This window comes from Rhizohabitans arisaemae, assembly GCF_025996515.1.
In the GTDB taxonomy this organism is placed as follows: domain Bacteria; phylum Actinomycetota; class Actinomycetes; order Streptosporangiales; family Streptosporangiaceae; genus Rhizohabitans; species Rhizohabitans arisaemae.
The window spans coordinates 1,155,060-1,179,226 of sequence record NZ_BLRH01000034.1 but is presented as its reverse complement, the minus strand read 5'-3'; the positions used below and the strand labels follow the sequence as shown (position 1 = coordinate 1,179,226).

Annotated in this window: 20 protein-coding genes and 1 riboswitch; of the genes, 5 read left to right on the top strand and 15 right to left on the bottom strand. The window is 70.0% G+C overall.

Annotated features, from left to right (window positions below; all coding sequences use genetic code 11):
• The first annotated feature begins 41 nt into the window (after window positions 1–41).
• Complete coding sequence (locus RUR_RS20940; RefSeq protein WP_283137062.1) at window positions 42–1,154, top strand: M24 family metallopeptidase; 1,113 nt, start codon at window positions 42–44, stop codon at window positions 1,152–1,154.
• A gap of 24 nt (window positions 1,155–1,178) precedes the next feature.
• Here the strand turns inward: RUR_RS20940 and RUR_RS20935 are convergent, their stop codons facing one another.
• The 6 genes from RUR_RS20935 to RUR_RS20910 form a co-directional block, all read right to left on the bottom strand.
• Complete coding sequence (locus tag RUR_RS20935) at window positions 1,179–1,778, bottom strand: DUF4291 domain-containing protein (protein WP_283136795.1); 600 nt, start codon at window positions 1,776–1,778, stop codon at window positions 1,179–1,181.
• Between the two features lie 241 nt (window positions 1,779–2,019).
• Window positions 2,020–2,346 carry a hypothetical protein gene (locus RUR_RS20930; RefSeq protein WP_283136794.1) on the bottom strand — a complete coding sequence of 109 codons (327 nt, stop codon included), beginning with the start codon at window positions 2,344–2,346 and terminating at the stop codon, window positions 2,020–2,022.
• Between the two features lie 508 nt (window positions 2,347–2,854).
• Window positions 2,855–3,769: a carbohydrate ABC transporter permease gene (locus tag RUR_RS20925; protein ID WP_283136793.1), complete on the bottom strand. Its 915-nt coding sequence runs from the start codon at window positions 3,767–3,769 to the stop codon at window positions 2,855–2,857.
• Between the two features lie 11 nt (window positions 3,770–3,780).
• A complete protein-coding gene (locus RUR_RS20920) occupies window positions 3,781–4,692 on the bottom strand; it encodes a carbohydrate ABC transporter permease (protein ID WP_283136792.1) in 912 nt (303 codons plus the stop codon).
• A gap of 2 nt (window positions 4,693–4,694) precedes the next feature.
• On the bottom strand, window positions 4,695–6,149 hold the full coding sequence (gene ngcE / locus RUR_RS20915; RefSeq protein WP_283136791.1) for an N-acetylglucosamine/diacetylchitobiose ABC transporter substrate-binding protein: 1,455 nt from the start codon (window positions 6,147–6,149) through the stop codon (window positions 4,695–4,697).
• A 146-nt stretch (window positions 6,150–6,295) separates the two neighbouring features.
• Window positions 6,296–7,228, bottom strand: coding sequence for a MurR/RpiR family transcriptional regulator (locus RUR_RS20910; protein ID WP_283136790.1), 933 nt, complete (start codon window positions 7,226–7,228; stop codon window positions 6,296–6,298).
• Window positions 7,229–7,408: 180 nt separating this feature from the next.
• On the opposite strand from RUR_RS20910, the gene RUR_RS20905 reads away from it, so the two are divergent.
• Window positions 7,409–7,858, top strand: coding sequence for an Lrp/AsnC family transcriptional regulator (locus RUR_RS20905; protein WP_283136789.1), 450 nt, complete (start codon window positions 7,409–7,411; stop codon window positions 7,856–7,858).
• Here RUR_RS20905 and RUR_RS20900 read toward each other — a convergent pair.
• Genes RUR_RS20900 through RUR_RS20875 form a run of 6 tightly spaced genes read right to left on the bottom strand, consistent with a single transcriptional unit; the run spans window position 7,845 to window position 14,489 of the window.
• Window positions 7,845–8,819: an N-acetylglucosamine kinase gene (locus tag RUR_RS20900; protein WP_283136788.1), complete on the bottom strand. Its 975-nt coding sequence runs from the start codon at window positions 8,817–8,819 to the stop codon at window positions 7,845–7,847. The genes RUR_RS20905 and RUR_RS20900 overlap by 14 nt on opposite strands.
• The gene (locus RUR_RS20895) at window positions 8,816–10,075 is read right to left on the bottom strand and encodes a 6-phospho-beta-glucosidase (protein WP_283136787.1); all 1,260 of its coding nucleotides are present in this window, start codon (window positions 10,073–10,075) and stop codon (window positions 8,816–8,818) included. Before RUR_RS20895 ends, RUR_RS20900 begins: the two co-directional genes overlap by 4 nt.
• Window positions 10,072–10,968 (bottom strand): carbohydrate ABC transporter permease, encoded by an 897-nt coding sequence (locus RUR_RS20890; RefSeq protein WP_283136786.1) that lies wholly within the window; start codon window positions 10,966–10,968, stop codon window positions 10,072–10,074. The genes RUR_RS20895 and RUR_RS20890 overlap by 4 nt, the downstream gene beginning before the upstream one ends.
• A gap of 2 nt (window positions 10,969–10,970) precedes the next feature.
• Window positions 10,971–11,915 (bottom strand): carbohydrate ABC transporter permease, encoded by a 945-nt coding sequence (locus tag RUR_RS20885; protein WP_283136785.1) that lies wholly within the window; start codon window positions 11,913–11,915, stop codon window positions 10,971–10,973.
• A gap of 12 nt (window positions 11,916–11,927) precedes the next feature.
• Complete coding sequence (locus tag RUR_RS20880) at window positions 11,928–13,247, bottom strand: ABC transporter substrate-binding protein (RefSeq protein WP_283136784.1); 1,320 nt, start codon at window positions 13,245–13,247, stop codon at window positions 11,928–11,930.
• A gap of 30 nt (window positions 13,248–13,277) precedes the next feature.
• Complete coding sequence (locus RUR_RS20875; RefSeq protein WP_283136783.1) at window positions 13,278–14,489, bottom strand: ROK family transcriptional regulator; 1,212 nt, start codon at window positions 14,487–14,489, stop codon at window positions 13,278–13,280.
• A gap of 671 nt (window positions 14,490–15,160) precedes the next feature.
• Between RUR_RS20875 and RUR_RS20870 the strand changes: the two genes are divergently transcribed.
• From RUR_RS20870 to RUR_RS20860, 3 genes are all read left to right on the top strand, one after another.
• Window positions 15,161–17,449 (top strand): HelD family protein, encoded by a 2,289-nt coding sequence (locus tag RUR_RS20870; protein ID WP_487250720.1) that lies wholly within the window; start codon window positions 15,161–15,163, stop codon window positions 17,447–17,449.
• Window positions 17,450–18,150: 701 nt separating this feature from the next.
• On the top strand, window positions 18,151–19,716 hold the full coding sequence (gene lnt, locus RUR_RS20865) for an apolipoprotein N-acyltransferase (RefSeq protein ID WP_283136781.1): 1,566 nt from the start codon (window positions 18,151–18,153) through the stop codon (window positions 19,714–19,716).
• Window positions 19,713–20,474 carry a polyprenol monophosphomannose synthase gene (locus tag RUR_RS20860; RefSeq protein WP_283136780.1) on the top strand — a complete coding sequence of 254 codons (762 nt, stop codon included), beginning with the start codon at window positions 19,713–19,715 and terminating at the stop codon, window positions 20,472–20,474. Before lnt ends, RUR_RS20860 begins: the two co-directional genes overlap by 4 nt.
• Window positions 20,475–20,486: 12 nt before the next feature.
• Here the strand turns inward: RUR_RS20860 and RUR_RS20855 are convergent, their stop codons facing one another.
• The 3 genes from RUR_RS20855 to RUR_RS20845 all read right to left on the bottom strand — a co-directional run bounded on the left by RUR_RS20855 (window position 20,487) and on the right by RUR_RS20845 (window position 24,136).
• Window positions 20,487–20,987 carry an FxsA family protein gene (locus RUR_RS20855; RefSeq protein ID WP_283136779.1) on the bottom strand — a complete coding sequence of 167 codons (501 nt, stop codon included), beginning with the start codon at window positions 20,985–20,987 and terminating at the stop codon, window positions 20,487–20,489.
• Window positions 20,988–21,416: 429 nt separating this feature from the next.
• A complete protein-coding gene (locus RUR_RS20850; protein ID WP_283136778.1) occupies window positions 21,417–23,120 on the bottom strand; it encodes a M14 family zinc carboxypeptidase in 1,704 nt (567 codons plus the stop codon).
• Window positions 23,121–23,412: 292 nt separating this feature from the next.
• Window positions 23,413–23,510, bottom strand: a riboswitch (glycine riboswitch).
• 107 nt (window positions 23,511–23,617) lie between these two features.
• Complete coding sequence (locus RUR_RS20845) at window positions 23,618–24,136, bottom strand: GNAT family N-acetyltransferase (RefSeq protein WP_283136777.1); 519 nt, start codon at window positions 24,134–24,136, stop codon at window positions 23,618–23,620.
• Window positions 24,137–24,167: the final 31 nt, after the last annotated feature.

The following is a 24,167-nucleotide window of genomic DNA, read 5'->3' as shown; positions in this document are numbered from 1 at the left end:
TGCCCGGGCGAGGCGGAGGGTAGATTGTCGGGGTGAACGACGTGTCCTCGGACCTGTATCCGGCCATCCGGCTCGACCGCGCCCGCGAGGCGGTCCGGGCCGCCGGGCTCGGCGCCCTGCTGCTGACACCCGGACCCGATCTCCGCTACGTGACCGGCTACGACGCCGTCCCGCTCGAACGGCTCACCTGCCTGGTCGTCCCGGCGGCCGGCGAGCCGTTCCTGGTCGTGCCCCGGCTCGAGGTGGCCGCCGCCGAGCACTCGCCGGCCGGCCGCCTCGGCGTGGAGTTCCTCGCCTGGGACGAGACCGACGACCCGTACGGGCTCGTCGCCCGGCGGATCCCCGGGCTCGCCGCGGTCGGCGTGGCCGACCGGATGTGGGCCATGCAGTCGCTCCGGCTGCGGGCCGCCATGCCCGGCGTCGAGCAGGTCCTGGCCGGGACCGTCCTCGGCGAGCTGCGGATACGGAAATCGGCGCCCGAGGTGGCCGCGCTGCGCGAGGCCGGCGCGGCGATCGACGCCGTGCACCGACAGGTGCCCGGATTCCTCAAGGCCGGGCGGACCGAGCGCGAGGTGGGCCGGGACATCGCCGAGGCGATCCTCGCCGCCGGGCACGCGACCGTGGACTTCGTCATCGTGGCGTCGGGTCCGAACGGGGCGAGCCCGCACCACGAGCTGTCGGACCGGGTCGTCCGGCCCGGGGATCCGATCGTCGTGGACATCGGCGGGACCATGCCGAGCGGTTACTGTTCGGACTCCACCCGCACCTATGCGGTGGGCGAGCCCCCCGCGGACTTCCTCGCCTCCTACGAGGTCCTCCGGCGGGCCCAGGAGGCCGCGTGCCGGGCGGTCCGGCCCGGGACGACCTGTGAGGCCGTGGACGCCGCGGCGCGCCAGGTGATCGCCGACGCCGGCTTCGGCGAGTACTTCATCCACCGCACCGGTCACGGGATCGGCCTGGAGACCCACGAGGACCCCTACATCGTCGCGGGGAACACCCGGCGGCTGGAGCCGGGCATGGCGTTCTCGGTCGAGCCGGGGGTCTACCTCTCCGGGCGGCACGGCGCGCGGATCGAGGACATCGTGGTCTGCACCGAGAGCGGCGGCGAACGCCTCAACAACCGGCCGCGCGACCTGGTCGTCGTGGACGCCTGACCGGGTTTTCCGCGGGAGAGGCGGTCAGGCCGGCGGCTTCCGGGTGGCGCCGATGATCTCGGCCAGATCCGCCGGGAGGGGGTACGGGCGTTCCGCCGGGAGTGAACCGGTGACGTCCTCGCCCGCGCGGAGGGCGGCGTGGATCCCGTGGACGCGGGCGGTGACGTCGGCGATGTCGAGGGTCCACTCGTCGACGTAGCGGTCGACCGCCTCGCCGGAGAGCCCGATCTGGACGGACCGATACGGCAAGGCGTTGTGGCGGGGGCCCCGTTCGGGGTCCCACTGGAGGCGGACCGGGCTCCGCCGCAGCCGGCGACTCCAGGCGGCCCGGTCGGCTCCGGGTTCGCAGTGGCTGAGACAGGCGCCCGCGAGCGCCCATTCGAATCCGCTGCGGGTGATCTCGATGGCCAGGACCCGGGTCTGGCCCGGCTTGCCGGCCCAGCCGGACCGGTACATCATCCACAGGAACGACGGCTTGATCCAGGTCATCCGGTTGCGGCGGAACGGTTCCACGAAACGCCGCGCGGCGATCGCGGGTTCGCTGATCGCGGGGTCGTATGCTTGGTACACGGTGATCGAGTCCGCGGTGTACGCGGCACGGATCTGCCGATAGGGCGTGTTCACGCGATCAAGCGTGGCGAGAGGGGCGTGCACCGGGCAACCGGATTTCCGGCACGACGCGGGACGGGCGAGGGCCCGGGTCCGGTCGCGCCCTGGGACGGAATGGACCGGGCGCGCCTCCCGTAGGAGAGACGCGCCCGGCATATCTTCAGGTCTCGCCTGTCAAGCCGGCGAGATCTTTCTGCTTGTCACCTAGCCGCTCAACGCGACCGGCGAAGGAGCCGAAGCTCGTGAGCGACGTTGCTCACTCCTCGCCGTTCTCGCCACCGTGGTGGTGGTGGCCACAGTGGTGGCCGTGGTGGTGGTGGCCACAGTGGTGGCAGCAGTTGTGGTGGTGCTGGAAGCAGTGGTGGTGCCGGTGGTGGTGGTGGTGATGGTGGTGGTGCCGGCCGAAGTGCCGACCCCAGGTCCTGCGGTGGCAGCAGCGGCAGCCGCAGCCGCAGCAGCGGCGGCAGCAGCGACCCCGCCAGCAGTCGGCGGCCGTGGAGCTGACCGTACGGGTCTGCAGGGCGGCGCTGGTGGTGCTCGCCAGACGCAGAGGTGCGGACTCCTGCGCAGGAGCGGCGGGCATGGTCTGAACGGTGGCCGGGGCAGCGGCGGGAGCCTGCTGCGCGTAGGCGGCGACCGGAAGGAAAACGGCTGCGGATACCGTCAGCACAATCGCTAAGCGTTTCATTGTTGCCTTTCGTCGTCACACGCTGTGAGGCGCAAGACGGTGCGAAGTGGTCATTTGATGGGCAAGGTGAGCGCCGAGGGCGATTCACCCATGCCCGACATGCACAGACTGTACCCGGCCGATTACGGAGCGAAACGAGTCATGTGGTGACCTGCCCTGAAGTCGGGCGGAAACCCGTGAAACGACGGGCAGAATTCATCCCGAAATGCCGTGGTAGCGATCTTCGTGCAGCCCTGAAGCGGGACTTGTTCCCGGGGAGCGGACGTCGCGTCGACCCGGGCCGCGGTGGCGGCGAAAGGCATGGAAAAGGGCGGGCGCTGAGCGGCATCCCCGGTCCGCTCGGCGCCCGCCCGGTCTTTCCCGAGGCGGGAGGCTTATCAGGTAAAGATGGTGGAAAACCCGGTCACTTGATCGCCCCGCTGGTGAGGCCGGACTGGATCTGCCGCTGGAAGATCACGTACACGACGATCATCGGGATGATCGCCATGCTGAGCGCGGCGAACAGCCCGGGCCAGTCGGCCTCGTACCCCGCGTTCGTGGAGATGTTGGCGATGCCCTGGGTGAGCACCCACTTGTCCTGCACGTTCCCCGGGAGGAGCACGATGGGGAGGAGGTACTGGTTCCACTGGCCGAGCACGTTGAAGATCGTGATGCTGATCATGCCGGGCTTCGCCATCGGCAACATGATCTGGAAGAACGTCCGGGTGTGGGAGCAGCCGTCCATCATCGCGGCCTCGGCCACCGAGGTGGGGAGGGTCTTGAAGAACGCCGCCAGGAAGAAGACGGTGAACGGCAGCGAGTACGCGATGTAAACCAGGACCAGGCCGGTGTGCGTGCCGAGCAGTCCCAGGTTGTTCACGATCAGGAAGAGCGGGACCAGCGCGAGGAAGATCGGGAACGTGAGGCCCGACACGAACATCAGGTAGATGAGCCGGTTGCCGGGGAACCGGTACCGCGCCAGCACGTAGGCGGCCATCGACCCGAGCAGCATCGTCCCCGCCGTCCCGAAGAACACGACGATGATGCTGTTGAGCATGTACTCGCCGATGCGAGCCTTCTCCCAGGCCCGTCCCCAGGCGTCCCACCCGTAGTTCTCCGGGAGGGCGAGCGGATCCCCGAAGATCTCGGTGTTCGTCTTGAACGAGGCCAGGAACGTCCACAGGATCGGGAGGATCACCAGGAGGGCCCAGACCGCGAGCGCGACGTGGGACAGGTTCGAGAACACCTTGACGTCGGACTTGGGGGAGCGGTGCCCGCGGCGCCGCGATTGGGACGGACGAGACCGGGCCGAGGCATCCGGGCGATTCGAAGTCTTCATCATCGGCCGTCCTAGAACTCAATCTTCTCGCGCCGGGTGACGCGGAGCGTCAGTGCGGCGAACGTGATGGTCATGAAGAACAGCGCCACCCCCATCGCCGAGGCGTAGCCGAACTTGAAGTAGGTGAACGCGTTGCGCCAGATCTCCAAGGGCAGCACGGTGGTCGCGTTGTCCGGTCCACCGCGGTCCACGGAGAGCACCTGGACCAGGGCGAAGGCATCGAAGGCGGCGATGCCCAGGTAGACCCAGGAGACCTGGACGGTGTCCCACAGCAGGGGCAGGGTGATGCTGAAGAAGAGGCGGAACCGTCCCGCGCCGTCCAGCGCGGCCGCCTCGTAGACGTCCTTGGGTATCGAGGCCATGCCCGCGGAGAACAGGACCACGTAGAACCCGACACCCTGCCAGATGATCACACCGATGATCGACCAGAGGGCGAGGTCGGTGTTGACGAGCCAGCCGATGTTGTCGATGCCCACCAGGTTGAGCAGGCCGTTGAGCACGCCGGTTTCGTCGGGGCGGTAGACGGCCTGGAAGAGCACGCCCACGACGGCGACCGCGAGGACCTGGGGGAAGAAGTACACCACGCGGTAGAACTTCGACCCCCAGATTCCCCGGAGGTTACCGCCCTTGGAGCCTCCCGCCACGTTGAGCAGGAAGGAGAAGAACAGGGCGATAACGATCGTGATCGCGGGCACGGCAAGCAGCAGGACACCATGGTGCCGTACTGCGGCCCAGAAGACTTCGTCCTCGAAGAGTTTGGTGAAGTTCTCCAGGCCGATGTACTGCGGTGTGGCGGACACACCCTTCCAGTTGGTCAACGCGATCTGGAAGGCCTGAACGTACGGCCCGATCACGAAGACCACGTAGAGGATCACCGGAAGGATGAGGAAGCCAACAATGAACGGATACTTGCCGTGCCTCATGACTACAGGCTCCGCGTCTGCTTCGTGATGGAGGAGTCGTTCTTCACAGCGGTGGCCTTCTTCTGCATCGCCGCGCAGAACTGGTCTGCGGTGATACGGCCGAACATGAGGGCGTTGGTCTGCTTGCGGAGCTCGGTCTCCAGCTCCTTGTACCAGCCCTCGAAGCTGCTGAAGGTGACGATGTTCTCGCCGGCCGCATCCTGCGCGGCGGCGACGCTGGTGTTACCGGGGGACAGGGCCAGGCCGGCGGCCGCGCCCTTGACCACGGTGATGTTGCCCGACTTCTCGGTGAAGCCGCGCGCGCCCTCCTTGGAGAGCATGATGCGCAGGTACTCCAGCCCGCCGGGGACGTTCTTGCCCTTGGACGGGATGATGTTGCCTTCGCCGGCGGCGGCGCGGATGGCCTCGTAGGGCATCTTGTCCGCCGCGGTGACGCTGGGGGTGGGGCAGATGGCGTACTTGAAGGTGTCGGGGGTCTGCTTCTTCTGCTCGTTCTCCAGCCAGGAGCCCGAGGGGTAGAAAGCGACCTTGCCCTGGTTCTGCCGGGTCTGGACCTCGGTGTGGATGAGCCCTTCGAAGCTCTTGTCCATGTAGGTCTTGCCGATCTCGGCCCACGCCGCGGCGGCCTGCTTGACCGAGTCGTTGGTCCAGGAGGTCTCGGTGAGGTTGTCGAGGTCGACCAGGACCTGGTTGCCACCGATCTTGGCGGCGGAGATGCAGATCATCCAGTACGCGTAGTACGCGGCGTTCTTGCCGGCGTACGCGAACGGGGTGATGCCCTTGGCCTTGATCTTCTCACAGAGGGCCTTGAACTCGGTGAAGTCCTTCGGCGGGGCCCAGCCCTCCTTCTCGAACAGGGCGGCGTCGTACCACAGGCCGAAGGCGGTGAACACGTAGTTCATCACGAACGGCTTGCCGTCGATGAGCCCGGACTCGACGGTGCCGGGGACCAGGGTCTCCCGGACCTTCTTGTTCGGGTCGTCGATGGAGGGGGCGTCGAAGAGCTGGGTGAGCTCGGTGAGCTGGCCCTCCTGGTGGAGCGCGCCGTTGTCCATGAGGTCGGAGCCCGAGTTGGCGATCATGTCGGGCACGTCGCCGCTGGCGAACCGAGGCGTCAGGGTCTGCGCGATCTGCTGGGTGGGAACGTGCTTGATCGTCGCCTGCGGGTACTTCTTCTTGTACAGCGGCTGGTGGATGTCCGTGGCGTAGGCGTCACCGAGACCGCCCTTGAAGATGACGACCTCGAGGGGGGCGTCCGCCTTCACGCCGAACGGGTTCTCCGGCGAGGTCGCCCCCGACGACGCGGCGGCGGACGAGGGGGCCGCCTCGGGGGTGGGGGAGGCGGTGGCACACGAGGCGAGCACACCGGCGCCGGGGACGGCGACGGCCGCGAGGCCGAGGCCCCGCATCATGGAACGTCGCGACACCTCGGAGGGTCGGCTTGGGGGGTTGGACATGTGATTCTCCTCGGGTTCGGGTCAGTTGGTACGGCGGGGCCTGCCGCCGCACCGGGACTCGAGGGTTGGGTTGGGCTCGTCCCGATCGGGACGACTGCGAACCGATCTCGGTTCGCGGTCTTGGGGGGTGATCGTGCCGGATTCCTTCACGAAGTGCCACCCCTTCGGCGACGCAACGTGGACGGGTGATCCTGGGCCCGATGCCCGGTCACCGCTCGCGCGGTGATCTGGAACGCGGCGTGTGCTCGTTCGTAGGTTCGCTGGGCGACCGCGATGTAGACGAGGTCGAGCACGATGAGCTGCGGATGCCTGGCCGACAGGGCCTCGGCGCGGAAGGTGCTGGCGTGCGCCGAGGTGTACAGGACGATGTCGGCGAGTTCGGCGAGGGGGGAGCGTGGGTGGCTGGTGAGGGCCACCGTGGTCGCGTCGTGGCATGCGGCCTCGGCGAGCGCCTCGATGGTCTCGCTGGTCTGCCCGCTGTTGGAGATGCCGATCGCGACGTCGCCGGGGCGCAGCAGGGCCGCGCCGGCCAGCGCGCTGTGCGTGTCGGACCACCACCAGGACGGGACCCCGATCCGGTGCAGGCAGCGCTGGAGCTCGGCGCCGACCAGCCCGGAGCCGCCCACGCCGTAGATCTCGACCCGGCCCGCTCGGGCGATGGCCTCCGCGGTCCGCTCGATCTGGTTGAGATCGAGTCGTTCCGCGGTTTCCCTTACGGCGACCTGGTCTGCGGCGACAAGATGTTCCAGTACCCGGGCGAGGGGGTCGTTGGGCTGGATCTCCCGGCCGATGTCCGCGGTCCACCCGGAGGGCCGGGCGGACAGGCCGGTCTCCGCGGCGATGGAGAGGCGAAGGTCGGAGTAGCCGGCGAAGCCCAGTGCCCGGCAGAAGCGCGTGACCGTCGCGGGGGAGGTGCCACTACGTTCGGCGAGTTCCACGATGGTGGCCCTGGCCACCGTCTGGGGATCGGTGAGAACGATCTCCGCCACCCGGGAGAGGGCTCCGGTCAGTTCCGCCTGCATGCTGTGGATCCGGACACGCACGGTTCCACTCCCGGCGGTGGTGGCGTGCTCGGTCACGAGGTAGAACCTCTTTCAATAAAGTTTCCTATTAGTACGTGGAAAAATTTCTTACCAACCACCCCCCCTTGTCAAGCGATTGGAAGGAGTTTTCACGGTTGTGACCTTGTTGAGTGTGAAATGTCATCTGAACGAAGGAGGGGAGTCCCCGCCGTGACGAGTCGGCGCTACCGTTCTCACGTGGAGGAGATCGACAGGCGAATCGTGGCCCTGCTCGCTCAAGACGGCAGGATGAGTTTCACCGATTTGGCCAAGGAGACCGGACTGTCGGTGTCCGCGGTCCACCAGCGGGTGCGGCGCCTGGAGAAACGGGGGGTGATCCGCGGGTTCACCGCCCTGGTCGACTACGACCAGATCGGGCAGTCCCTCACCGCGTTCGTCTCGATCAAACCGATCGACCCCGCGGCGCCCGACGACGCCCCGGTCAGACTCGCCCATCTGAAGGCGATCGAGGCATGCCACAGCGTGGCCGGGGAGGAGAGCTACATCCTCAAGGTCCGGGTGGAGTCGCCGCTGGCGCTGGAGGAACTGCTGCAGCAGATCCGATCCTCAGCGGGCGTCTCCACCCGGACCACGGTCGTGCTCAGCACGCCGTACGAGCACCGCTCCCCGGACCTCAGCGAGGAGTGAACCCGGCCCGGAGCCGGTCCTTGGCCGACTGCGGCGCGTCCAGGCGGTCCAGCCCCAGGAGGGCGGCGCCGACGACGGGCGGCAGGTCGGCGACCACCAGCTTGGCCTGCGGAGCCCGTACGGCGTACCGCTGCTCGATCGCGCTCATCAGCCCGGGCTCCCGCGCGGCGAGCACCCCGCCGCCCAGTACGACCTCGCAGGGGGAGCCGAGCAGGCCGAGGCGCCCCAGCGCCACCGTCCCGAGCACGGTCACCTCGTCGGCGAGCCGGTCACGGACCGAGCGGGCCACCGGGTCGCCGGCCTCGGCCACGGCCAGGAGCACCGGCGTCAGCTCGTGCAGGCGCGCCGCCGGGATCTCCCCGGTGTGCACCGCGATCGAGACGTCCTGGACCGAGCCCTTGCCGAACAGGGCGCACACCGCCTCCACCAGGGCCGTGGCGGGGCCCCGGCCGTCCTCGGCGCGGGCCGCCTGCCAGAGCGCCTCCTCGCCGATGCCGTACCCGCCCCCGAAGTCGCCGCTGATCCGCCCGAGCGCGGGGAATCGGGCCGTCGCGCCGTCGGGGCCCCGGCCCAGGCAGTTGATGCCGGCCCCGCAGACCACCGCCACCCCCCAGTCGGCGGAGGCTCCGGCGCGCAGCAGCGCCAGGGTGTCGTTGCCGACCTCGGCCTCCGTCGCGAAGCCGCGCCGCATCAGCTCCGCCTGGAGGGCCTCCTCCTCACTCGGCAGGTCGGCGCCGGCCACGTAGGCGGCGACGTGGTCCACCGCAGGGGGGACCGGGCTGTCGGCGAAGATCTCCCGTACGGCGTCCGCGACCACGTCGATGGCGGCCTCGACCCCGGCCGACTGGGGGATGAAGGCCGGGCCTCGCGCGGTGGCGAGGACCTCGCCGTCTTCGGTGAGCAGCAGGACGTCGGTCTTGCTGTTGCCTCCGTCGACGGCCAGGATCGTGCGCCGCGTCACGCCGGGGCCCAGGGGAGGTAGGCCCGGTTCGCGGCGATGAGCCGGTCGGTGAGGTCGTCGGAGACCGAGGTCTGCCCGATGAGGGGGTGGGCGAGGAGGGCGGTGGCCACCCGGTCGGCCCCGCCGCGCAGGGCGGCGTCGACGGCGAGCTCCTCGTAGGCCGCGACGTGGGCGATGAGACCCGCGTACAGGGGCTCCACGGGGGCGACGGGCTCGGGTACGGCTCCCGCGGCCGTGATCTTCGCGGGGACCTCGATCACCGCGTCGCGGGGGAGGAAGGGCAGCGTGTCGCCGTTGCGGACGTTGACGACCTGCACGTCGCCGCGGTCCCCGGTGAGGGAGGCGACGAGGGCGACCGCGGCTTCGGAGTAGAACGCCCCGCCGCGCTTCTCCAGGACCTTCGGCTTGGTGTCGGTCGCCGGGTCGGCGTAGAGCGCCAGCAGCTCGTCCTCGACCGCTTTGACGTCTTCGGCGCGCGAGGGTTTGGTTCGCTGCTCCTCGACGACGGCGTCGTGGTCGTAGAAGTAGCGCAGATAGTAGGAGGGCACGACGCCCAGCCGGCGGATCAGGTCCACCGGCAGCCGGAGGTCGGCGGCGATCCGCTCCCCGTGTTTGGCGATGAGCTCGGGCAGGACGTCCTCCCCGTCGAGGTGGACCGACCGCTCCCAGGTGAGGTGGTTGAGCCCGACGTGGCCCAGGGAGATGCGGCCGGGCTCGACCCCCAGGTTGGCGGCGAAGCGGCGCTGGAAGCCGATGGCCACGTTGCACAGCCCGATCGCCCGGTGCCCGGCGTCGAGCAGGGTCCGGGTGACGATGCCCACCGGGTTGGTGAAGTCGACGATCCAGGCGCCGGGGGCGTGCGCGGCGATCGTCTCGGCGATGTCCATCACGACCGGGACCGTCCGCAGCGCCTTGGCGAGCCCGCCCGCCCCGGTGGTCTCCTGGCCGACGCACCCGCAGGCCAGGGGGAGCGTCTCGTCGACGTGCCGGGCCGCCTGGCCGCCGATCCTGAGCTGGAGCAGTACGGCGCCCGCGCCCGCGACCCCCTTCCGCAGGTCGGTCGTGGTCGTGATCCTGGCCGGGTGCCCGGCGCGGGCCAGCATCCGGGCCGAGACCCCGCCGACCAGCGCCAGCCGTTCGGTGTCCGGATCGATCAGCGCGATCTCCGAGAGCGGCAGCTCGTCGCGGAGTCTGGCGAATCCGTCGATCAGCTCCGGTGTATAGGTGGAACCGCCCCCGACTACGGCGAGTTTCATCCTTTGACTCCTGTCAATGTGACTCCTTCGATGAACACCTTCTGAGCGAGGAAGAACACGATGATCACCGGTGCCATGACCAGGATCGTCGCCGCCATCGTCAGGTTCCACTGGACGCTGTGGAGTGCCTTGAACGAGGCGATCCCCAGCGACAGCGTCCAGCTGTCCGCGTTGGTGGAGGCGTAGAGCAGCGGCCCGTAGTAGTCGTTCCAGCAGTAGAAGAACTGGAAGAGCGCGACCGCGGCGATCGCGGGCCTGGCCATCGGGAGGATGACGCGCAGCATGGTGGTGAACTCACCGCACCCGTCCACGCGGGCCGCGTCGGAGTACTCCCGGGGGATGGTCAGCATGAACTGCCGCAGCAGGAAGATCGAGAAGGCGTCCCCGAAGACCATCGGGATGATCAGCGGCCACAGGGAGTTCGTGAGCCCCATGCTCGCCCACAGGGTGTAGATCGGCACCGCCACCACCTGGGGCGGCAGCAGCATCATCAGGATCACCAGCAGGAAGGCCGTCTTGCGGCCGCGGAACCGGATCCGGGCGAGCGCGTAGGCGACCGGGACGGAGGAGGCCAGCATCAGCGCCGTCGCCGAGAGCGAGTAGACCATCGTGTTGACGATCCAGCGCAGCAGCGGCGTCGTGGTGAAGATCTCGGAGAAGTTGCCCCAGTTCCAGCTCTGCGGCCACAGCTGCGAGGTGAGCGCCTGCGCGTCGGTCATCAGCGCGGTCAGGGCGATGAACACGAGCGGTCCCAAGAACATCAAGGCGAGCGCGATCGCCAGCGCGTGTTTGGCGATCCAGTACAGCGTGGCGCGGGGCATCCGCCGAGGCCGGCTGGGGGGAGTAAGGCGGTCCTGCGCGGACCCGGCGGCCGGGACGGTGTCGGCACTCATGGTCAGGCCCCCTCGTCGCCGAAGGCGCGGAATCGGCGCAGCAGGATGAGGATGAACAGCATGGAGATCACGAACATGATCAGGGCCAGCACGCTCGCGTACCCCATGCTGAAGTCCCGGAAGGCGGTTTGGAAGAGCCACTGCGGAAACGTGAGCAGGGAGCCGTCGGGGTAGCCCGGGGTGTAGCTGCTCCCCGGCGAGTCGGTGGCGCCCGCCGCCACCCGGGAGGTGATCCAGGCCTGGGTGAAGTACTGCATCGCCTGGATCACCCCGGTGACCGCGGAGAACATCAGGACCGGGGAGATGGTCGGCAGGGTGATGCTGCGGAACTGCCGCAGGGCCCCGGCGCCGTCGATCGCCGCCGCCTCGTACAGGTGCCGGGGGACGTCGAGGAGGGCGGCCATGAAGATCACCATAAGGTTTCCGATGCCCCACAGCGCAAGCAGGACCAGACCCGGCTTGGCCCAGGCGGGATCCCCGTACCAGTCGGGCCCTTCGATCCCGGCGGCGGAGAGCAGCCCGTTGACCGGGCCGGTCGCGGGGTTGAGCAGGAAGACGAAGCCGACGGTCCCCGCCACGGTGGGCACCAGGCTGGGCAGGAAGAAGACGGTACGGAAGAATCCGGCCCCGGCCTTGAGCCGCACGACCAGTTGGGCGACCCCCAGGCCGAAGACCATCTGGGCGGGGACCAGCACCGCGACGAGCCACAGGGTGTTCCGGAACGCCAGATGGGCGCGTTCGTCGCCGAGGAAGTACCAGTAGTTGTCGAGCCCGATGAACTCCGCGGTGAACAGGTCGAACCGGTGGAAGGAGTAGTAGACGGTGCTGGCCATCGGATAGGCGAAGAAGACCGTGAAACCGATCAGCCACGGGGCCAGCAGCGCAAGCACGGTGCCGCGGCGCCGCCACCGGGGTGACGGCGCACGCGGCTTCAGGAAGGCGGTCACGGGCCGTCGCGCTCAGCCGGCCGAGAGCCTGAGGCGATCGTTGATCGTCTTGTCGACCTTGGCGAGCCCGCCGGCCAGGTCGGTCGCCCGGCCGGCCTCGTACCGGGTGATGAACTCCTGGAGGGTCTCCTGGTTGAAGGCGCTGTTGATGTGGGAGGGGAGGGTACTGATGTTGGGGTTGTCGAAGATGTCGAGGAAGGTCTGGTAGTTGGCGTCCTTCTTGAGGTTCGGCGACTGCCGGGCCGCCTGGGTGGTCGGGATGTTGCGGGTGCCGTTCGACAGGGTCACCAGTGCCTCGGTGTCGGTGGTGAGGAACCGGATGAGCTCCCAGGCCGCCTGGGGGTGCTTGGAACCCCGGGGCACGCCGACGATCGTCCCGGAGACGAAACCGCCCCCGTACAGCTCGGGCCTGTCGTCGGCGACCGGGAGCGGCGCGGTGCCGTACTCCAGGTCGGGGGCCGTGTTGGCGAGCATCGCGTTGCGCCACTCGCCGTCCACGTGCATGACGACCTTGCCCTTGTGGAAGGCGTTGTCCGCCGACCACTCGTCCCCGAGGCCCTTGCGGAACTTCTCCAGCTTGTCGTGCCCGTACCAGTCGACCAGCTCCTTCTGCCAGGTCAGCAGGGCCTTCCAGGCGGGATCGGAGCCGATGGCCGAGGTGCCGTCCGGGTTGTACCACTTGGCACCGGTCATCGGGCCGAGGTGGCTCGCGGAGTTCTCGTAGAAGTCGCCGCTGGGCAGGAACCCGGCGACCTTGATGTCCCCGTTCGGCTCGCGGACGGTGAGTTCCTTGGCGAGGGCGGTGAGCTCGGAGAGCGTCTTCGGCGGCTGCTTCCCCTTCATCAGCGCCTTGTTGTAGTACATCCCGTAGGCGTCGGCGAGCAGCGGCATCACGCACCGCTTGCCCTCGAACTCGGTGTAGGACTGCACGACCTTCGGGAAGACGTCGATGTCGACCTTGGCGGCCTCCAGGTACGGCTTGAGGTCCTGGAAGATGCCGGTCTTGCAGAACTGCCCGACGTTGTCGGTGGTGAAGGAGGCGGCCACGTCCGGAGGGGTGCCGCCGCGGATCGCCTGGATGATCCTATCGTCGTCCACGCCCTTCACGGCATTCACCGTGATATGCGGATATTTCGTCTTAAAGAGGGCGAGAGCGTCGGAGAACGCCTTGACCTCGCTGTCGACGCTGAAGCCGTGCCACAGCGTGATCGTCTGCGGCTCCTCCTTCTTCGGCCCTGCCTCCGGGCCGGCCGGCGGCGCTCCCGCGGTGCACGCGGTGAGGGAGAGGGCGGTGGATCCGGCGAGGAGAACCGTGAATAGTCGTCGGCGCACGGGGTTGCCTCCTAGGGCTTCGGGGGGATGTCAGGAGACGGTGGAACCGAACACCTCGTCCCGCACCGTGGTGAGGGCGAGGTCGAGGGCACCGGTGAGGACGGGGTTGCCCTCCACGGTGGACAGCACCAGCCGGGGGCGGGGGATCGTGAGCGCGTGGAGCTCCAGCTCCACCAGCCCCCGGAGCGTTTCGCCGCCGGCGAGCAGGATGTCGCCGGTGAGGACGATGATCTCGGGATCGACGATGGCGGTGACGGGGGCCAGCCCGGTGGCGAGCCTGCCCGCCAGGTCGCGCAGCGCCGCGTGGGCCGAGTGGTCGGCCTTCTCGGCCGCGGTCACGGCGGTCCGGACCGCGGCGGCCGGGTCCGAGCCGCGGTAGCCGTACGACCGCATCACCTTCAGGACGGTCGGCCCGCCGACCAGGGCCTGCATGCCGTGGGTGGCGTGGCGACCGGCGTCGCGGGCGCCGGGTGCGCCGGGTACGGGCATGTACCCGATCTCTCCCGCGCCGCCGGTCGAGCCGCGGTGCAGCCGGCCGCCGAGGACGAGTGCCATGCCCACACCGTCGGAGACCCACAGGAGCGCGAAGTCGCGGTGTCCGTGGGCCGTGCCGCGCGCCTGCTCGGCGAGCGCGACCAGGTTCACGTCGTTCTCCACGTCGACGCCGGTGCCGAGCCCCGCGCGGAGGGTGTCGACGAGCCGGGGGATGTGCCAGCCGGGGATGTGGGCCGCGTATCCGAGCCGGCCGGTGCCGGGGTCGACCGCGCCCTGGATGCCGATGACGACGCGGCGGAGGGCGTCCGGGCCGATCCCGGCGACCTCGCACGCCCCCCGCAGCGCGGCCCGGACCCGTTCGACGACGTCACCGCCGGACCGGCCGGGCGTCTGGAGCCGGTACTCCCCGACGGGGCAGCCGACGAGGTCGGCGAGCGTGACGGCGATCCGCTGGGGGGTGACGTCGAGCCCGGCCACGTGGGCGGCCGACGGGTTGATCCGGTAGACCTCGGCGGTGCGCCCGGGGAGGCCCTCCCGGATCCCGTCGAGGATGACGAGCCCGGCATCGGCGAGCCGGGAGAGGAGCTGGGAGGCGGTCGGTTTGGAGATCCCGATGAGACCGGCGAGCTCGGGCCGGGTGAGCGGTCCCCGTTCCAGCAGGACCCGGAGGGCGGCCCGGTCGTTGATGGCGCGAAGCAGGCTCGGTGTCCCCGGTGTCCCCGGGAGGTCGGGCGTGGACCGACTCATGGAAAGGCGCCCCCTCCAAGTTAGGAAACTTTCCTAACTTTGATGAGAAAGTAAGGAATGTTTCCCAACTCGTCAAGAGGTGGACGGTGCGTCGCAATCAACTCGTGACGCGAGGAGCAGGGAATATGAGCACGGCTCGGGTTCTCCCCGCGACGGATGCCTCGGTACGGGCCTGCGGCCGGGCCGATCACAGTGCCCGCGGCAAAAGGCCGGCGCCGCCGGGTCAGGCGACATCGATGTCGTCGCCGGGCGCCGCCGCGATCTCGGCGACGCGGGTGTGGTCGTGGGGCCCGCGGGTGACGCAGGCGACGCCGTGGCCGTGCCGGAGCGACCACCGGGCGGGCCGTCGGGTCCGCCCAGGCCGACGACGGCGGCGGTACGGCCGGTACCCCGGTGCGCCTCGGTCGTCGCGCCGGGCGGTCCCGGTGAATCCGGGCCCGGGGTCCGGTCTTGCCGCGAACCCGGAATGTATGCGCGGCGGGCGAGAAGGATCGTGATCGGCGCCGTGCGGCGGTACGGTGGCACATCCGCTCCGGCGTGGGGGTTCGGCGGCGGCGCGGCGATCACGCGGCCGGAAAGTCGGCCTCGTAGACTGCTAGGATGAAGGTTTGCCCTATCTTCGGATAATTGTGATGAATTCACCCTTTTTGGGGTGCAATAGACGATAAGGCGTGGAGAGTCCTATTACTACGAACAATAGTGGGACGGTAGGCAGGCGGCAAGCGGAGCTCGCCCGGGAGCAGGAGTACGTGTCACGGCTGTACGCCCGGCTCGACGCGCTGCGCGCGCGCACCTCGGCGCAGCTGGAGGAGGTCCTGCGCCAGGGGGCGAGCGGCACCCACCAGGCCAGGTCCGAGCGCGACTCCTTCGCCGGGATGTACTCGCAGCGGCTCGCCCGGCTCTGGGCCGTCGAGAACGCGCTGTGCTTCGGCCGGCTCGACTCCGCCGCCGGGGAACGTCTCTACATCGGGCGGATCGGGCTCTCCGACGACGAGCAGGACCGGCTCCTGATCGACTGGCGCGCGCCGGTCGCCCAGCCTTTCTACCGGGCGACCCCGGCCGTGCCCCTGGGGCTGGTGCGCCGGCGGCACCTGCGGAGCAAGGGCCGCCGGGTCGTCGGCGTCGACGACGACCTGTTCGACCTGGACGCGCTGAGCGACTCCGACCGGGACACGCTCAACGGCGAGGCCGCGCTCCTCGCCTCCCTCGCCGAGAGCCGGACCGGGCGGATGCGCGACATCGTCGCCACCATCCAGGGCGAGCAGGACCGGATCATCCGTTCCGATCTCGCCGGGGTGCTGGTGGTCGAAGGCGGCCCCGGCACCGGCAAGACGGTCGTCGCCCTGCACCGCGCGGCGTACCTGCTCTACACCCACCGGGAACGGCTGGAGCGGCGCGGCGTGCTGATCGTCGGCCCGAACCCCGTCTTCATGCGCTACATCGACCAGGTGCTGCCCTCGCTGGGGGAGACCGACGTCCTGCTCTCCACCGTCGGCGGGCTCTACCCCGGGGTCGACGCCAAAGCCGAGGACCCGCCGGCCGCCGCCGCGATCAAGGGCGACGCGCGGATGGCGGAGGTGATCGCCAAGGCGGTGCTGGACCGGCAGCGGCTCCCCGGGGCGCCGGTGGAGGTCCGGATCGCGGGGGACACGCTCCGCCTGGACCGGCAGACCTGCGAGGGTGCGCGGAACCGGGCCCGGCGCTCGCGCAAGCCGTACAACGAGGCCCGCAAGATCTTCATCCGGGAGGTTCTCGGCGCGTTGACCCGCCAGGCGGCCAGGCGCATCGGCCGGGGCGCGCTGAGCGAGGCCGACCTCGCCGACCTCCGCGAGGAGCTGCGGGAGGAACCCGAGGTGCGGGTGACCTTGAACCGCCTCTGGCCGTACCTCACCCCGCAGCAGCTGCTCGTCGGCCTGTTCACCTCCGCCGAGCGGCTCGCCGAGGCGGCGCCGAAACTGTCGAAGGCCGAGCGGAAGGCACTGCTCCGCGAGCCCCCGAAAGCGGGCCGGGAATGGTGGACGGTCTCGGACGTGCCGCTCCTGGACGAGGCGGCCGAGCTGCTCGGGGAGATCGACGCGGGGGTGCTGAAGGCGGCGGCCCGCCAGGCCGAGGAGGACCGGGAGCGCCTCACCTACGCCCGGGAGGTGCTCAGCGTGCTGGGCATGGACGACATCATGGACGCCTCCCTCCTCGCGGAGCGCCAGCGGGGCGACGACGCGTACCTGACCACCGCGGAACGGGCGGCGGGCGACCGGACCTGGGCGTTCGGTCACGTGATCGTGGACGAGGCGCAGGAGCTCTCCCCGATGGCCTGGCGGATGCTGGCCCGGCGCTGCCCCTCCCGATCCATGACGGTCGTCGGGGACATGGCCCAGACCGGGTCGGCCGCGGGGAGCCGCTCGTGGGCCGAGGCGCTCGACCCGTACGCGGCCGGGAGGTGGCGCAGGGAGCGGCTGAGCGTGAACTACCGCACCCCCACTCCGATCATGGACGTGGCCGCGGACGTGCTCACCCACATCGACCCCGGCGCCGAGCCGCCCCGCTCGGTCCGGGAGGGCGACTCCCTCCCGTGGGCCCGGCGCCTGGACGGCCACGGCGATCTCGCCGGGGTGGTCGCCGCGGAGCTGGCGGCGGTCGGGGACGGCAGGCTCGCCGTACTCGTCCCCGCCGACCTGCTCGGTCCGGTGGAGGCCCTGGTCGCCGAGGCCGTGCCCTCCTCGACGGCCGAGGCGCCCGCGGCGGTGCTCGACGCGCCGGTCGCCGTGCTCACGGTCGGGCAGGCCAAGGGGCTGGAGTTCGACGCGGTGGTCGTGGTGGAGCCCGAGCGGATCGCCGGGGAGTCCCCGCGGGGGATGAGCGACCTCTACGTCGCCCTGACCCGCGCGACGCGGCGGCTCGGTGTCGTCCACACGGGGACGCTGCCCGCGGCGCTCGCCCGGCTGGAGCCGCTCGGCCGATGACGGCGGGCAAACCCCGTCCATCGGTCCGCAGGCCAGCCGTGTGGCACCCGTGTCACATCCGCTGGCGTGGCTTTGCCCAAGGTCCGTGATCGCCAAGTGATGTCCGGGACGGTGGCTCCGGCGTGCCGCGGCAGGGGGCTTGACCGGGGGGCTCTCACCGGAACGAACTCAGGTGAATGTCCCCTTGCGCGGGGATTGGGGGGAGGGAGTTGTGCCGGGTGAACAGGGATATGGCCGACTGCCGAACCAAGGCGGCAATAGTGCCACTCGTCGGAAGCGTCCTAGCTGCGAAAACTTGGTGTTCCCCCAGATCGGGAGGCGGTTGACATCCACGCTGAGGTGGGTAGTTTGCTGCCCAGTCCAGCACGGGACCAACCGGTCGGCCGCCCCTGACAACGTCGGATTCTGCGCCCGTGGCGGGGGAGACCTCGTCCGAGCAGCCAGGCGCAGACACGGCTTCTTGTCGGGTCGGGGCACCCTGATCGGGCGGGGGGTTGGACCCGGGAAGGGCCCGGACACCCAGTAGACAACGGAGCTCCGCGCTCGCCGCCGACGGGACGGAACCGGTCCGAAGGGTTGTCCGGGCCCTCTTCCGCGCCGTGCCGGTTGGAGCTCGCCCTCCCGTGGCGGTACCGTGCTTAGGACGTCACAAGGCCCGTCGGGGATCGGGCGTCACAGCCCGGGCAAGGAGACCCCCGCCGGTGTCGAACAAGACCATGACCCGCCAGACCGAGGCCGCGCCGCCCGCCGGTCGGGCCGGGGACGTCCCCTGGCTCCGGATCGTCGCCGCGGTGGTCGGCGGGGTCCTGCTCTACCTTTCGTTCGAGCCGATCGCGCTGTGGCCGCTCGCCCCGGTCGGGATCGCGTCGATCACCCTGGCCGTCAAGGGCTGCCGGGCCCGGCGCGGCGCCTGGCTCGGCCTGGTGGCGGGAGCCGCTTTCTTCTTCCCGGCCCTGCGGTGGGTCACCGTCATCGGCTGGGACACCTGGTTCATGCTCGCGCCCGCCGAGAGCCTGTTCTTCGCCCTGCTCGGCGCGGCGATCGCGGCGGTGGTCCGGCTGCCGGGCTGGCCGGTCTGGGCCGCGGCGCTCTGGGTGGCCCAGGAGCAGGCGCGGGGGGCGTTCCCGTTCGGCGGTTTCCCGTGGGCGCGGGTGGCCTTCAGCCAGGGGGACACCGCCTACACCGCCTTCGCCGCCGTCGGCGGGGCCGCTCTGGTCACCTTCCTGGTCGCGCTGACCGGGGGCCTGATCGCGCTCGCGGTCACGCTTCGGGGGCGCGCCCTGGCGTTCGGCGTGGCCGCCGCGCTGGCGCTGCCCGCGCTCGGCGCCGTACTGCCGCGGCCGACCCCGACCGGGCCGGCCGTCAAGGTGGCCGTGGTCCAGGGGAACGTGCCGGGCCGGGGGATGTACTTCCTGGGCGACGAGGCCGGGGTCGTGCTGGCGAACCATGCGAACAAGACCCATGAGCTCGCCAAGGCCGTCCGGGAGGGCCGGATGCAACGGCCCGACGTCGTCGTCTGGCCGGAGAACTCCACCGACATCGACCCGTACCGCGACCCCGAGGCGTACAAGATCATCAATGACGCGGTGCGGGACATCGGCGTCCCCGTCCTGGTCGGTGCGGTGGTCCGGGCCGACGACGGGGTGCACCGGCAGACCAGGAGCATCGTCTGGGACCCGGTGACCGGTCCGGGCGCCTCCTACAACAAACAGAAGCCCGTGCCGTTCGGGGAGTTCATCCCGTTCCGGGATCTTCTCATGCCATACTTCGACCGTCTGCGGTTGGCCGGACGGGACACCCTGGCGGGGGACACTCCGGGGGCGCTACGTCTCGGCCCGGTCGTCGTCGGGGCCGTAAACTGCTACGAGATCGCCTTCGACGGTGTCGTACGGGGCACGGCGCAGGAGAGCGGCGGTCCACTGGTGGTGCAGACCAACAACGCCACCTGGGCCTTCACAGGCCTGCCCCAGCAGCAACTGGCCATGTCCCAGCTCCGCGCCGTGGAACACGGGCGGACCGTCGTCACCGTGGCGACGACCGGAGTCAGTGCGGTCGTCGAACCCGATGGGCGGGTGCGCTGGCAGACCGAGGAGTTCGTGCCCGAAGTGCGAGTGGACACGGTACACGTGGGAACACGGCAGACGCCGGCGACCCGTTTCGGGGGCATGCAGGAGTGGGCGCTCACCCTCCTCGGCCTCGGTGCGGTCGCGGTGGCGGCCGTCAAGTCCCGGCGCCGTCGCCCGGCGGGCGGGGAGGCTGAAGCATGAGCGACGTCGGACGGGTACTCGTCATCATCCCGACCTACAACGAGCGGGAGAACATCGGCGCCATTGTGGGGCGCGTCCGTGCCGCGGTGCCGGACGCCTCCGTCCTCATCGCCGACGACAACAGCCCCGACGGCACCGGGAAGGTGGCCGACGAGCTCGCCGCCGCGGCACCGGATGCGGTCCACGTCCTGCACCGCCCCGGCAAGCAGGGGCTCGGTGCCGCCTACATCGCCGGGTTCCGCTGGGGACTCGAACGCGGGTACGACGTCCTGGTGGAGATGGACGCCGACGGCTCCCATCAGCCCGAGGAGCTCCCCTCGCTGCTGAACAGGCTCGCGCGAGGCGCGGACCTGGTCATCGGCTCCCGGTGGGTGCGCGGTGGGAAGGTCGTCAACTGGCCGGCCAAGCGCGAGTTCCTCTCCCGGGGGGCCAACCTCTACACCCGGCTCCTGCTCGGCCTCCCGGTGCGTGACGCGACCGCGGGCTTCCGCGCCTACCGGGCGACCACCCTGCAGAAGATCGGCATCGACGAGGTGATGTCGCAGGGCTACTGCTTCCAGATCGATCTCACCCTGCGCACGGTACGCCACGGGCTGCGGGTCAGGGAGGTGCCGATCACCTTCGTGGACCGGACCGTCGGGGCGAGCAAGATGAGCCGGAGCATCATGGTGGAGGCGCTCTGGCGGATCACCTTCTGGGGGCTGACCGGGTTCCCCGAGCGGCTGGAGCGACGCCGGGCCGCGCGGAGCAGGCGCTGACCTTCCGCCCGATCAGCCGCGATCGTCGTCGACGACCTCGCCGCGGACGATCCGGGGCGGGGCCTGCCGGGACTCCTCCTGGTTCCGGTGCATCCCCGGGATCCGGTCGTCCAGATGCGGGTACGGCTGCCGCGGTTCCTGGTTCGCCAGGGCGGACCCGCGGGCGCCGTACCAGCTCAGGAACCGGCGGACCAGCGGCCTGGTCACCGGGATCAGGAAGAGCAGCCCCACGGCGTCACTGAGGAAACCCGGGATGAGCAGGAGCAGCCCGCCCGTCATCACCATGGCGCCGTCCGACACCTCGCGGTCCGGCAGGACCCCGGACCTGAGTCCGTCCTGGAGGGCGGCGAACGCCCGCCGCCCCGCACGACGCATGATCGCGGCTCCGAGCACACCCGTGGCGAGCAGCACCAGAACGGTGGGGAACGCCCCGATCAATCCGCCGACCTGAATGATCAGCCAGATCTCCAGGGCGGGGACTGCGAGGAAGGCCAGCAACAGCAGTAGCGCCATGTCTCCATCTTCTCGGTCACGGACGGTCCGTGTCACAGGTGAGTCGCGGTGTGGGCGGAGTGTCCCACACCTTTTCAACGCCGACGGCCCACCGGACGTTCCTTCAGGGCTTGAGTCCCCACCGGGCGGAGGGTCCGCACTCTCCGCACGGACGACGACGGACCGGAGCCGTTCGCCGCCGGCGGGCTCTTCCGGCGCGCCACGACGCCGGTGGGCACCATCCGCTTTCGCGGGCGAAGGCGGAGTACGAGGCGGCGCCGCCGCGGTACGGGTTCGGGGCCGTGGCCGGCGCGCTCCGGGGGATGCCAGCCCCGGCCACGTGACGTGGTGTTCCGCGCCGGTACGGCCGTCAGGTGGCGGAGCCCGTACACGATGGTGGGTCCGAGCCCGCTGTTGCGAGCCCGGACCCGGCCTATCGGGGGACCGCCGTCAGCAGCGGCGCAGGTCGACGTTGACCGTCTCGCCGCGGGTCACCGTGACGGGGATCCGCTTGCGGACCTTGCCGTTGATGAGCGAGCAGGTGAGCGTGTACGACTCCTGGATGTGGACGCTCTCGTGCTGGCTGGGGCGGACCGATGGGTTGACGTGCCAGGCGAACCGCCCGCCGAGCGGCGTGACCATCTGGGACTTGATCTTGTAGGGCATCGTCTGGACGGCGCCGGTGGTGCCGTCGGGGTTGGTGACCTCCGAGGTCTCCAGCTGGAAGTTCTTCTCGATGGTGAGAACGCGGCCCACGGGAGCCCGGCCACTGATCACCGAGTGCCGTTTGGCGTCTGCGGCGGCCTCGAAGGCGGTCAGGAACGCCTCACGCACGTTGGAGCCCACGTAGGTGCCGGTGCCGCGGTACTGGTCGACCACGAAGGGGTACGGCGGGTGGAAGGTGTAGGTCCCCGAGTGCCCCGGGGTGTTCTCGAAGGTGAACGCGAAGGTTCCGGAGGTGTAGTAGGCCGTCTCCTCGGTGGTGCCGCTGGCGTTGTAGTAGATCTCGGGCCACGGGCCGGTCTGCCAGCCGGTGTGCACGGCGATCTCGCGCCCGGTGGCGTCGTAGGCCGCCTCGTCGGCCGGACGGGGCTCGTTCGGGGCGCTCGGCACCCGGAGCACCCGGGCGTCCGGGGTGTGGTTGCTGATCGCCACGGTGAACTGGTGGTTGGAGAGCAGCCATTGCATGTTCTGGATCTCGGGCTCGGAGAACGGCGCGGCGCCGCGGTAGTTGCCCGCGGTCCCGCCGGTGCCGGCGCCCGGACCGCCCCAGAAGGCGCCGTAGTTCCGGTTGGGGTCGACGCCCTTGCTGAAGTTGGCCGGGTCCGCGCACTGCTCCCGGGTGGGGATCTTGCCGTCCTCGACCCGGCAGTTCTTCCGCTTCTGCTCCTGGATCAGGCTGCGGGACATGTCGTAGCCGTCGGGGTTGACGATCGGCACGATGACGAGCTTCGCGTTGTCCATCAGGCGGGTGATCCGCGGGTCGCGGCGGTCGTTCTGCAGCAGGTCGTGGGCGAACTCCATGGTGAGCTCGACGGTCGGCCACTCCCGGGAGTGGTGCATGCCGGTCATCAGGAACTCGGGCTTGCCCGTGGGCCACCAGACGTTGCGGCTGATCTCCAGGCCCCAGATGTCGGTGCCGAGGAGCGACTTGTGCGGCATCTTGAACCGCTTGACCTTGGTCGGGTAGCGGCGGGCGAGCTCGGCGATCTCCTCGTTGGTCTCGCTCAGCGTGCGGTACGAGACCCGGCCCGTCGGCAGCGTCGAGGCCTGGCTCGGATCGGTCTGGAGCGCCCGGGCCTTGGCGTCCTCGGTGTCGCGGGCCCGCTTGTTGTCCCCCTCCACGTCGTCGATGAGCACCTGGGGGGTGAAGCCGGCGGCGCGCAGCCGGTCGGCCTCCTCGGTGCTGTAGAGCAGGAGCTCGATGGTGTCGGCGGTGACGCGGTTGGTGTCCAGGTCCATGCCGTGGACCTTCAGATGCTGCTCCTTGGTGGTCGCGGACACGCTGACCAGGGCGACCTTGCCCTTCTCGATCCGGAGGGGGGCGGGGGACGGGTCGGCGTTCGCCGCCGGGGCGGCGACCAGGGACAGGGAGAGCAGAACCGTCGAGGTGGCAAGCCACGTTCTACGGCGGGGATGCGGGAAGTAGGCCAATTCCGGGCCTTTCTCGATGCACGCGGAAAACAAGCACGTGAAATCCGGGTACGGCGCAGCGCACACGTACCGGTGATGAGGGGAAAAGGTGATCAAGCAGAGAAGAGTGAGGGGGGAACCCTAGGGCGCCGCCCGCGCATGGTCGCAGTGATGCACGAGACCACCTCCCGTCGGAAACGCGACGTTTCGGTCGGTCTCCCCTCTGTCATGGGTACCTGAGAGCTTCACCTCGCGCAGGTCGCGCGGGGCTTGCACCGTCGGTGAGGCGGTGACGCCTGCTTTCCAGAGTTGCCTAACCCATGCGGTACGGGGTGCCTGAGAGTTTCCGGGAGAATTTGCTCCTTCGGCGCCTCGGACAGGGCTGTCCGAGGTCTCTCCCGCATGAGATCAGCGGCTGCCTTACGGATCACCATGATTCGGCTGATCGTCTCCCCTGTCAATGGGACATCAGTCGCAAAAACCCCCTGACTTTATGTAATCCATACAGAATTGTCGGCTTATCCGGCGGGGTCCGCGGCCGCCGGAGGGTGAAGCGCCTGGTACATGATGTGCAGGCCCACATAGCCGTGGACCGGATGGCGGAACCCCTCCGGCAGGGTCGCCAGGATCTCGAAGCCGAGGGAGCGCCAGAGCGCCACCGCCCGGACGTTGGTCTCCACGACCGCGTTGAACTGCATCGCGCGGTAGCCGGAGGCGCGGGCCCAGTCCAGGACGTGCTCGCCCAGGGCCCGGCCGACACCCCGCCCGGAGTGCGCCGGGTCGACCATGAAGCTCGCGCTCGCGATGTGGGCCGCCGGTCCCATGTGGTTGGGGTTCATCTTCGCCGTGCCGAGCACGGTCCCGGCCTCGTCGACCGCGACGACCGTACGGCCCGGCGGCGCGGTGAGCCACATCCCCCGCGCCCGTTCCTCGTCGAGGTCCCGGTCGTAGGTGTAGGTCTCGCCCGCTCGGACGATGTCGCGGAGGAAGGGCCAGATCCGGGGCCAGTCCCCGGGGTTCGCCTCTCTGATCACCATGGGGGCAGGGTGCTCGGCCCCGCCGCCCGGG